Source organism: Sellimonas sp., assembly GCF_047234585.1.
Classification (GTDB): domain Bacteria; phylum Bacillota; class Clostridia; order Lachnospirales; family Lachnospiraceae; genus Sellimonas; species Sellimonas caecigallum.
In genome coordinates this window covers 1-10,508 of record NZ_JBKSWG010000046.1, presented here as the reverse complement: position 1 = coordinate 10,508, position 10,508 = coordinate 1, and the positions used below count along the sequence as shown (strand labels likewise).

Genomic DNA, 10,508 nt, shown 5'->3' with positions numbered 1-10,508 from the left:
ATATTGAATTTTCAAGGTGCGAAGCCCATTTAAGGTATGGGAAGTCTTAGTTATTAAAAACTTCAGTGGAAAAACGTGGCAATAAACTCAAGAATATCGCAAAGCGATTTGTGAAAAAACCACAGACATATTATAACATGGAGAGAGAGTTCAAATATTGGGCCAGAGAAGAAGGGGTAAGCATTTATGATCTGGAAGATCCGGTAATTCAATATCCGGAAGAAATTGTATGGTAGGATTTATATAGAAATCAACGGCCAAGGAAGATTTGTAGATAGGGAAATAAGGAGGAACGTTGTCTGTGAAAATTCAAAAGATCAGAGAACATGTAGAATTAGCCGATGCAGCGGCAGTGTGGTTTCATGAGAAATGGGGAATCCCGCTGGAAGAGTACCGGGAAAGTATGGAAGAATGTCTCAAAAATGAACAAACGGTACCACAGTGGTATGTTGCCATGGAAGGAGAAAAGATCATAGGGGGCTTGGGCGTGATAGACAATGATTTTCACGACCGGAAAGATCTGGCTCCGAATGTGTGCGCGGTCTATGTGGAGGAGACACATCGCTGTCGGGGAATTGCGGGAGAAATGCTCCGGTTTGTATGTGAAGATATGAAAAATCTCGGGACAGACACGCTTTATCTGATCACGGATCATACCGCATTTTATGAAAGGTATGGATGGAAATATTACTGTATGGTCCAGGGAGATGGAGAGGAAGCGTTGTCACGGATGTACGTGCATGAGCAAAAATAAGGGAAAAGGAGAACAGACCATGTGCAGAGTGACTGTACATGGTCTGTTTTGTAAGAGAGATTGAAAACCAGACGTTCCTATTGATGTGCTGCACGATACTGCGTATAATTATGATATGTAAAAGTTGTGACTTATGAAAAAGGGTTTTTCAGATTATAGCGTCCACATTCCAGGAGAGAAGAGATAGAAGATGTGCAGCATTTTTTACATAGACAATACCATATTGCAGGATATGATAAAGATGGCAGTCCCTGGACGGGAGAGGGATTTGGAGAGAGTATGTTTCGCAAGAGATATCCGTCCTACCGAATGGGCACCGGTTCTTACGTGGAGTGAGAATGGGATCCGGCTTTCCAGTCAAAGATGGGGATATCCCGGAATCAGGAATACAGGGGTAATCATCAATGCCAGAGCGGAATCTGTCCGGGATAAAAAGATATTTGAGAACGGTATAAGATATCACCGGGCAGTCATACCGGCAAGCCATTTTTATGAGTGGAATACCAATAAAGAGAAAAGTACGTTCCGAAGAAGTGATGGAAAAGTGCTGTATATGGCGGGGTTCTTTGATATGTTGGAAAACGAAGAACGGTTTGTGATCCTGACGACACAGGCAAATAAGTCCATGCAAAATGTACATGACAGGATGCCGCTAATTTTAGAGAAAGATCAGATCGAACTATGGCTGCGAAATGGCAAGGCGATAGATGAAATATTGAGGCAGATACCGGCGGAGCTGAAAAGGCACGCGGAATATGAACAGATGATGCTGTTTCCTGTCTGATCCCATGAGAACAGCAAAGGGAATAAGGAGATGAGAAGGTTGCCATATAAAAATGATCCAAAGACAGAAAACCGGACAGAACTGGTTAGATTCATGAATATGTGTATGGTAGAGAACGGCAGGGGAGATGTCCTTGCTCTCGACAAGGTAGATGACAGCTATTCAGGGACTACGTTTCCGGGAGGGCATGTAGAAAGAGGAGAATCATTCCATGACTCCATGATCCGGGAAGTTTGGGAAGAGACGGGTTTGTCGATCAAAAATCCCGTGCTCTGCGGCGTATATCACTGGACTAAAGAGGGGATCCACAATGTGGTTTTTCTGTACAAGGCAGACGAGTATAAAGGAACACTGCAAAGTTCTGATGAGGGAGAGGTTTACTGGATTTCAAAAGAGGAATTCCGGAAAAAGGAGCTTGCTATCGGAATGGAACGTGTTTTGGAGATCATAGAGTCCGGGGATAAAAGGGAGTGTTTTATGTATCCTAAGGAAGAGGGGTATGTAGGGGCGTTATATTAAAGGGACTATCGGTTTTACGACAGTCTCTGTTTTTCTTTCCGGTACGCGGTGGGCGTCCGTCCCTTTTTCTGGCGGAAAAGCCTGGAGAAATAAAGGGCGTCATTGTAGCCAACAGACCGGGCGATATCACTGACCGGAAGGGAAGTCTCTTTTAAGAGGGAGCAGGAGCGGCGGATCCGGTAGTCCAGGAGGTATTCCTGCGGGGACATGCCGGTAATATCCTTAAACAAACGGTACAGATAGGTTCGCTCGATGTTCAGATGGTCGGCGATGACCTGGATGTTTACGGTATGGGCATAGTTGTTTTCGATGTAGCGGAGGGCTTCCTCCACATAGGAAATCTTCCTCTCTTTGGGTGGGATTGAAGTGCGTGGAAATTTGCTCGCCAGAAGATAGAGATATTCGTACAGGATGCTGTTCATGATAAGGTCTCTGTTTTCCGGGAGCTGGTAGGCCTCAAACATTTTTTCATGGCAGAGTCTGACCCGGTCATCTTTTCCGTAGTGGAAATACGGGGTATCCAGAAGGGAGGTTCGCTTCAGATAGGACTCCATTTTGATCCCCTGAAAACCGATCCACGTGTAAGTCCATGGATCATATTTGTCAGCTTCATAGTAGATCAATGTATTCGGGCGTATCAAAAAAGCGTCTCCTTCGGAGAGCTGATAGATATGCCCGTCTGTCTTGTAGATTCCTTTTCCCTTGAGAATGTAGTGGATGAGATATCCGCTTCGGACGACGGGACCATAATGATGCGACGGGGCGCACGTCTCATACCCGCAAGTGTAGATCATGGCATCCAGATTGCGGGAAAAATCATTGGAAAAAATATAGTCTTTCATCAGTACCTCCAAAAGAGCCAACAAAACTGTATAGTTAAACAACATTTATCTATATTAATATCAGTATAATCCAGTATAATTAGAATTACAAGAACAAATCAAAACAGCATTTGTTCATGCCGCGGCAATGCATCGAAAATGGAATTTTATAAAGATAAGATGAAAACGGGAGGTATTAAAAAATGGATGCGGAAAAAAGAAAACGCTATGAAAACATAGCTGGCGACCTCGTCCGACTTGCAGGAGGAAGAGACAACATTCTTGGAATCGCACACTGTGCGACGCGGCTTAGGCTTGTTTTGGAGGATAACGACAAGGCCGATATCAAAAAGATTGAAGATGTGGATCTTGTAAAAGGTGTTTTTGTGGCAGGGGATCAGCTCCAGATCATTTTCGGAGCAGGGCTTGTAAATGATGTATGCCAGGTTTTGGCGGAATCTCTCCATATGGACAGCATGAGCCTGGGGGATTTGAAGACAAAGGCAAATAAAAGGATGAATCCGCTTATGTCCGTGGCTATCATTGCCCAGGGCGGGGCGGTGTTAGGATATCTTGCAAGAAACAGAAAAGAAGCAAAGGCAAGAGAACTTTGCATTCCAAGTTTTGTATCCGTTCTCTTTGGAATCACAGAACCAGCACTGTTTGGTGTGAACCTTCGGTACCGTTATCCACTTATTGGGGGATGTATCGGCGGCGCAATCGGTGGCGTCATCGTATATGTGACGAATCTGGCAGCCCTTGGATTTGGTACGACGGTTGTGCCAGGGATCGCACTGGCAGACCCGGCAGACAATGGGTATGTAAGTTACATCATCGCACATACGGCGGCACTGGGAGCAGGATTTCTCTTTGCATTTCTTCTGGGAGCGGCATTTGACAGAAAGAAAGAGACTGTGACGTCCATCCCGGAGAAATCGACAGAAGAGATATCGCATCAGGGAAACCTTCCGGAAGAGATAGACGCCTTTGTGTCCGGAGAATGCATGGGAATCGAGGAAGTAAACGATCCGACCTTTGCCCAGAAGGTACTTGGAGACGGTGTGGCAATCCTCCCAGAGGAGGGAAAGGTCTTTGCACCGGCGGACTGTACCGTGGAGATGGTCACAGATACGAAACATGCGGTAGGACTTCGCACAAAGGCTGGCAATGGAATTTTGATTCACGTCGGAATCGATACAGTCAATCTGGCAGGAAAGTATTTTGATTTGTGTGCAAAAGAAGGACAGGAGTTGAAAGCAGGAGACTGTATCCTGGAGTTTGATAAAGAGAAGATTGCAGCTGAAGGATACGATACGACTGTCTGCATGGTATTTACAGAACTTCCGGAAGGGGTTCATATACAACGGACGAAAGAAGGCCGTGTGTCAGTAGGAGACAAGATTGCGGAGATTGTGAGGTAAAAAGGGAGTACAATGAAAAACTGGGTTCAGAAAGTCAGAGAAGAAGAGAAAAAGAAGGGAGGGACAGTGAAACACTGTCCTTTCCGGACAAACTATCATATCATGCCTCCGGTAGGATGGCTTAACGATCCGAACGGTCTTTGTCAGTTTAAAGGAATATATCAGACATACTTTCAGTACGCTCCGTTCAGTGTAAACGGTGGGGACGGATTTTGGGGGCACTGTACAAGCACAGACCTGCTCCACTGGGAATACCACGATCCGGTCATGGCGCCGGACATACCGGAAGACAGAAGCGGAGTATATTCGGGATCCGGACTTGTGGAAGGGGAGGAACTGACGCTTTTTTACACTGGTAATGTCAAGCTTCCGGGGGATTATGACTATATCGATGCCGGACGGATATCGAGCCAGATGATGGCAACGACGAAGGACGGACAGCAGATGTCCGAGAAACAGAAACTCCTAGGACCGGAAGACTATCCAAAACATATGACAGAACATATTCGGGATCCGAAAGTGTGGAAAGAGGATGGAAAGTACCGGATGATATTAGGCGCCCGTGCCAGAGCGTACAGGCAGGACGGGGGAAGACAGGATAAGGGATGTGCGCTTCTGTACGTATCAGAAGATAAAAAGCGCTGGAAGCTGGATCAGGAAATCCTGCCGGAAAATTATTTTGGCTATATGTGGGAATGTCCGGATTTGTTCGTCATGGAAGATGTCCGTGAAAAGAAAAATACAGAAATCTTATCCTTTTGTCCGCAGGGACTTCCGGCAAAAGAAGGGCGATTCCAAAACCGGTATCAGTCCGGATATGTCCCACTGTCCCAGATGAAAACGATCCAGGAGGATTTTATCGAGTGGGATATGGGATTTGATTTTTATGCGCCTCAGACCTTTGAAGATGATAAGGGCAGACGGATCCTTATCGGATGGGCAGGAGTTCCGGATACAGGGGAAGAGCATCGGAATTTGTCGGTGGAAAATGGATGGCAGCATTGTCTTACTATTCCAAGAGAGCTGACTCTTCAAAATGGAAAGATACTTCAGGAACCGGTACACGAAGTGGAAAGTCTTCCGTGGAAAGTGGAAAACTGGAATGGGGAAAGATTTTTCTGGGGAAAAAGACAGTCCGGCTTACAGTAGACAAAATCAGCCCGGATGGGTGGATGCTCTTTGCAGGCCAACCGGATAATGAGGCGGTGTTCTCGGTAAAAGAAAACCGGGCGGAGCTTTCTTTTTTGACGAAGACCGGAGGAGCGTCTGCCTGCGGGGGAGGAAGAGAAAAGCGGACAGGAATCCTTGCAGGATCCGTAAAAGAGGTGGAAATTCTGATCGATAGTTCTATCATGGAAATTTTTATCAATGGAGGGGAGATGGTATTTACCACCAGGATCTACCTTCAAGAAAAAGAGAGGGAACTGAGGGCTTCCAGGACAGGGCAGATGCGTCTGGGTGTCCTGTAAAATTTTCCGGAATATATCGTAAAATTTCTCAGACTGTGCTAAGATAGGGTTAGTTACAAAATGGAAAGGGGTTTTACGATGAATCAGGAATTACGCGATTATGTTGCGCAAAAATCAAGAGAACTGATGGACGCTCCGTCCTGCAGCAGGGAAGCAAGAGAAGCTGCCCAGGCATGGCTGGACGCAGCCGGTACAGACCGGGAAGAGGAACAGACGAAGAAGTATATTGCTGAGCTGGAACAGGATATCGTGACAGTGGATGGACTGGCAGCTTTTGCTGAATCAGAGGCCGGTATCCAGGTATTCGGCGGCGAGGAAGCAGCGAAAAATGTAGCCGCTCATGCAAGAGAGATCAAGGCAGCAGGAGCAAAATATTGTGACTGTCCGGCATGTGCAGCGGTGGAAGCAATTCTGGCGAAAAAAGAGCAGATGTTGTAAAACCAGGAAGAACAGATCGGGATCCGACACAGACGTGGCGGATCCCAGCTTTGTGTCCGAAAGTATATGGAGAGATGCTTTTGGAATCATAGAAAGAAAAGGGAGATGAGAGTATGAAAAAAAAGAAAGACCGAAGCGGCTATCTTTTTACCAACCGTGATCTGACAGCCCTTCTCGTTCCGCTGGTTATAGAACAGTTTCTGGCGGTGCTCGTAGGGATGGCGGACAGCATCATGGTTGCAAGTGTAGGGGAAGCGGCTGTTTCCGGCGTTTCGCTTGTGGACAATATCATGGTTCTTTTGATTAACGTGTTTGCCGCTCTGGCTACCGGGGGCGCAGTCGTGGCGGGGCAGTACCTTGGTCAGAAAAAGAAAGAAAAGGCGAGTGAGGCGGCAACTCAGCTCGTATGGTTTGTCACGATTTGTGCCGTAGTGATCACAGTTGTGATTTATCTTTGCAAAGGGTGGATCCTTCGGGGAGTGTTCGGACAGATCGAGGCGGATGTCATGAGACACGCAGACATTTATCTGATGATCGTGGCGGCATCTATTCCGTTTATTGCTCTTTACAATGGGGGTGCGGCGATCTTCCGTACAATGGGAAATTCGGAAATATCCATGCGTGTGTCTATCGTGATGAACGTCATCAATGTGACGGGAAATGCTATCCTGATCTATGGATTCCACAGAGGGACAGAAGGAGTGGCCATCCCGACGCTTGTATCCAGGATTACGGCAGGGATTTTGATTCTGATTCTTCTTTGCAGGCCGGACAGGGCGGTTCACATTGAACGGACATGGAAGTACAGGGCGGACTGGAAGATGATCAAAAATATCTTGAAAGTAGGAATTCCCAATGGGTTGGAGAACAGCATGTTCCAGCTTGGGAAAATCATCGTTTTAAGTCTTGTGTCCACATTTGGAACATATGCCATAGCGGCCAATGCGGTTGCCAACACGCTTGCCTCTTTCCAGGTACTTCCAGGGATGGCCATTGCCCTTGGCGTGACGACTGTCATTGCCCGCTGCGTAGGAGCAGGCGACTATGAACAGGCTGTCTATTACACAAAGAAACTGATGGGAATTACCTATATCTGTATGTTTGTCACGAATTTTGTGATTGTTGTCCTCCTTCCGATCATATTGAAAGCCTATCATTTATCCGATCTTACAGCTGAGACGACAACAGAGATCACGATTTTTTATGGGGTGTGCTGTATCATCATCTGGCCGCTTGCGTTTACAACGCCGGCCACCTTTCGGGCGGCAGGCGATGCCAGGATGTGTATGGTCATTTCAGTTGCTTCTATGTGGATTTTCCGCATCATTTTCAGCTATATCCTGGGAAAATATATGGGAATGGGACTCTTTGGAGTGTGGGCAGCCATGATCGTCGACTGGATTGTCCGCAGTGTCTGTTTCCTTGTGCGGTATGCCAGCGGAAAATGGAAACATACAGCAATCGCATAGAGGACGGAACTGCTTTCTGTATTCCCGCGGAGAGAGACGAAAGCGATCTTTGAATACACGGTTGAAAGTGCGCAGGCTTGTAAATCCGGCATTCAGGCAGATATCCGTGATGGACTCCGAAGTGTTTTCAAGAAAGCCAACCGCATAATCAAGACGCAGCTCATTCAGATACTGATTAAAATTTGTGTGGAACGTAGAGGAGAATACACGTGAGAGCGCATACTGGTTCAAGCCAAGATCGGCCGCCATTTTTGGAAGAGTCACTTCTTCCGTAAAGTGCTCGGCCATATAGGCAACCACGTTGTAGACAATATCATGGCGGTCAAGTTTGCTTCTGGAGATCATCTTAAGGCATGGAAGAGCACGCGCCAGTACGATCTGTGTATAAGCTTTTGAAAGGATCCCTGTGTGTGCATCTTTCGAGGAGGACAGCAGGGCATGGAGAGAGTAGATGATATCCGGATGAACTGACTGAGATGGGATAATAGGAATTTCAGGGCAGAAATCCCTCAGGGTGTCGGAGAAGATACCGGTAAGCTGCGGCAAAGCCAGTAAATAAATGGCACGGCATTCCGAAGAGGCAAATACCTGATAGTGATGCACCAGATTTGGAAAGACAATGCCAAAATCATGTTCTTCCATATGGAAAAGATCCTCTCCAATTCCAAGTTCGAGAGTTCCCTTTGTCACATAAATACATTCCAGCGATTTGTGAAGATGCGGAGGTACATGGACCGACCGTTTTTCATAGATTTCCAGATTGTTCTCTTTTGTTTCATAATATGGATGCATAGAAACCTCCTGCAAGATTTGGCCAGTTTTTTCTCGTATTTGACAAGAATTATAGCCGAAGCGGAGCTATAATGCAATCAAAAAGAGGAAGGAGGCACGGGTATGTTTAGGAAGCTGAGTGTATTTTTAAAAGAATCTTTCGAAACATGTATGGAGCTTTACACAAGAGACCTTTTCTAATAATAATGAAGCAGAAAATAATTGAGAAGAAAACAAAAAGCAGGCTGTGAGAATCCGTGATGAGGATGAACAGCCTGCTTTTTGTTGTAGAAAAAAAGAAAGTTGTGTTAAAATTAAAAAAACTTACAGATGGAGAAAAAAGAATGATAAAAGTAATTGCAGCAGATATGGATGGAACATTGTTAAATCCGGAGCACACGCTTTCGGATGTCACATACAGGACGATTTTAGATGCACAGAAGGCAGGGTACCGATTTCTGATCGCAACAGGGAGGGATTATCCTTCAGCGGTAGGAGTTCTGGAGAAGTGGAACCTGAAATGTGATTTTATCACAGGAAGCGGTGCTGAAATACGGGATACCGAAGGCAGGATCCTTCAGACGATCGAGATGGATAGAAAATGGTTCCGGGAAATCTATGATTGTGCGGTGGCGGCGGGAGGATCCGTCCGCTTTTGTGCCGGAGGGATCGACTATCTCATCGGAGATCCGAAGACTGCCGAGCAGCAGATCCTGGAAGAATCAAGGCTCTTTTTGGGAGACGGATCGGACGAGGAGATCCGGAATATGGAACTGTTTCAGCAGATCTTAAAGAGGATACGGTGCCTCAGAAATGTAGAGGAAGTTTTGGAAAAGGAGATCCCTGTGTACAAGATCTTTATCACGGCAAAGGGAAAAACGGAGGCAGAAGCAATATGGAAAGAGATGGAGCGCTTTCCTAAGCTTGCCATCGCATCCTCCTTTTTCAATAATGTGGAACTGACCCATAAGGATGCACAGAAGGGCAAGGCGATCGAGCAGTATATTACCTCCCTTGGTTACAAAAAGGATGAAGTTATGGTGCTTGGCGACAGTATGAATGATCTGTCGATGTTTCGGCAAGGATTTGGAGCTGTCGTGGCCATGGGCAATGCAGAACCGGTCATCCGTGAGGCAGCCGGGTATGTGACACTGTCCAACGCACAGGATGGGGCCGCGTATGCGATGCGTCTCCTTATGGAAGGAAGACTGGGAGAAATCCAAAAAGGATAGCCGTTTTGTACACCATTGACTTCCAAATGACTGCGCATTACAATGGTGGAAAAGATTTTTGGCAATGACAGAGTTGCCAAAGATGGGCAAGAAAAAGGAGAGAACATGAAATCATATACAGAAATCAATGCAGAGACCATCGATGAATGGGTAGAGGAAGGATGGGAGTGGGGAAGACCTATTTCCCATGAAATTTATGAGAAGGCACGCACAGGCGAATGGGAGGTGGTGCTTACCCCAACAAAGCCTGTGCCAAAAGAATGGTTTCCGAAGATGGAAGGGGCAAAGATATTGGGGCTTGCATCCGGAGGAGGACAGCAGATGCCTATATTTGCAGCTCTGAAAGCAGAAGGAACTGTTCTGGATTATTCCGACAGACAGCTGGATGGCGAACGGCTTGTGGGGTAGTGTCAAGTAATCTATGAAAAACTGAGTCGAAAAAAATAGGCTCAAAAGAACCTTGAAAATTGCAGATATCGATGTCGAAAAGCTCTCCGAGGGCTTAGGGCGCTGCCCTAAGAAGCCGCAAGGGACCAGTCCCTTGACCCAATATCGGGCTCTGCCCGAATCCGTCCTCGCCGAAAGGCAGGAAAAGGGCGCAATTGCCCCTTTTCTGCTGGAGAGGATGCTCCGTGAGCCTTATGTCAATAGATTTTCGCGGCATATCCTCACAGACGGCTGTGCCGCCTGCTCCGGTATTCCACGGTCCTATTGACAACAGCTCCGCTCCGATCCAGCAGTTCCGGTTTTCTGCATGTTCAGGATGGTCTGCTGACCAAGGAAGATAAGCAGCTGCCACTTGCCCGGCATGTTGTCAGCACCCTGGAGCA

Annotated in this window: 12 protein-coding genes and 1 pseudogene; 11 read left to right on the top strand and 2 right to left on the bottom strand. The window is 46.6% G+C overall.

Annotated features, from left to right (window positions below):
• Positions 1 to 65: 65 nt before the first annotated feature.
• From ACLROL_RS11860 to ACLROL_RS11845, 4 genes are all read left to right on the top strand, one after another.
• Positions 66 to 236 (top strand): DUF6904 family protein, encoded by a 171-nt coding sequence (locus ACLROL_RS11860; protein WP_413067910.1) that lies wholly within the window; start codon positions 66 to 68, stop codon positions 234 to 236.
• A 65-nt stretch (positions 237 to 301) separates the two neighbouring features.
• On the top strand, positions 302 to 754 hold the full coding sequence (locus ACLROL_RS11855; protein ID WP_413067909.1) for a GNAT family N-acetyltransferase: 453 nt from the start codon (positions 302 to 304) through the stop codon (positions 752 to 754).
• Positions 755 to 944: 190 nt separating this feature from the next.
• On the top strand, positions 945 to 1,538 hold the full coding sequence (locus tag ACLROL_RS11850) for an SOS response-associated peptidase (RefSeq protein WP_413067908.1): 594 nt from the start codon (positions 945 to 947) through the stop codon (positions 1,536 to 1,538).
• A gap of 39 nt (positions 1,539 to 1,577) precedes the next feature.
• Entirely contained in the window at positions 1,578 to 2,057 is a 480-nt protein-coding gene (locus ACLROL_RS11845; RefSeq protein WP_413067907.1) for an 8-oxo-dGTP diphosphatase, read from the top strand.
• Between the two features lie 14 nt (positions 2,058 to 2,071).
• Here the strand turns inward: ACLROL_RS11845 and ACLROL_RS11840 are convergent, their stop codons facing one another.
• On the bottom strand, positions 2,072 to 2,899 hold the full coding sequence (locus ACLROL_RS11840) for an AraC family transcriptional regulator (RefSeq protein WP_287450207.1): 828 nt from the start codon (positions 2,897 to 2,899) through the stop codon (positions 2,072 to 2,074).
• 182 nt (positions 2,900 to 3,081) lie between these two features.
• On the opposite strand from ACLROL_RS11840, the gene ACLROL_RS11835 reads away from it, so the two are divergent.
• The 5 genes from ACLROL_RS11835 (at position 3,082) to ACLROL_RS11815 (ending at position 7,675) form a co-directional block, all read left to right on the top strand.
• Positions 3,082 to 4,299 carry a glucose PTS transporter subunit IIA gene (locus ACLROL_RS11835; RefSeq protein ID WP_087212589.1) on the top strand — a complete coding sequence of 406 codons (1,218 nt, stop codon included), beginning with the start codon at positions 3,082 to 3,084 and terminating at the stop codon, positions 4,297 to 4,299.
• Positions 4,300 to 4,311: 12 nt separating this feature from the next.
• A complete protein-coding gene (locus ACLROL_RS11830) occupies positions 4,312 to 5,448 on the top strand; it encodes a glycoside hydrolase family 32 protein (protein WP_413067906.1) in 1,137 nt (378 codons plus the stop codon).
• Positions 5,382 to 5,768 carry a GH32 C-terminal domain-containing protein gene (locus ACLROL_RS11825; RefSeq protein WP_413067905.1) on the top strand — a complete coding sequence of 129 codons (387 nt, stop codon included), beginning with the start codon at positions 5,382 to 5,384 and terminating at the stop codon, positions 5,766 to 5,768. The genes ACLROL_RS11830 and ACLROL_RS11825 overlap by 67 nt, the downstream gene beginning before the upstream one ends.
• A 78-nt stretch (positions 5,769 to 5,846) precedes the next feature.
• Entirely contained in the window at positions 5,847 to 6,206 is a 360-nt protein-coding gene (locus ACLROL_RS11820) for a molecular chaperone Hsp90 (protein ID WP_413067904.1), read from the top strand.
• Positions 6,207 to 6,319: 113 nt separating this feature from the next.
• On the top strand, positions 6,320 to 7,675 hold the full coding sequence (locus ACLROL_RS11815) for an MATE family efflux transporter (RefSeq protein WP_413067903.1): 1,356 nt from the start codon (positions 6,320 to 6,322) through the stop codon (positions 7,673 to 7,675).
• Between the two features lie 21 nt (positions 7,676 to 7,696).
• Here the strand turns inward: ACLROL_RS11815 and ACLROL_RS11810 are convergent.
• A pseudogene (locus ACLROL_RS11810) lies at positions 7,697 to 8,467 on the bottom strand (AraC family transcriptional regulator); the annotation flags it as partial.
• A 323-nt stretch (positions 8,468 to 8,790) separates the two neighbouring features.
• Between ACLROL_RS11810 and ACLROL_RS11805 the strand changes: the two are divergent.
• Both ACLROL_RS11805 and ACLROL_RS11800 read left to right on the top strand, forming a co-directional pair.
• Positions 8,791 to 9,678 carry a Cof-type HAD-IIB family hydrolase gene (locus tag ACLROL_RS11805; RefSeq protein WP_413067902.1) on the top strand — a complete coding sequence of 296 codons (888 nt, stop codon included), beginning with the start codon at positions 8,791 to 8,793 and terminating at the stop codon, positions 9,676 to 9,678.
• A 105-nt stretch (positions 9,679 to 9,783) separates the two neighbouring features.
• Positions 9,784 to 10,086 (top strand): hypothetical protein, encoded by a 303-nt coding sequence (locus ACLROL_RS11800; protein ID WP_413067901.1) that lies wholly within the window; start codon positions 9,784 to 9,786, stop codon positions 10,084 to 10,086.
• Positions 10,087 to 10,508 lie beyond the last annotated feature (422 nt).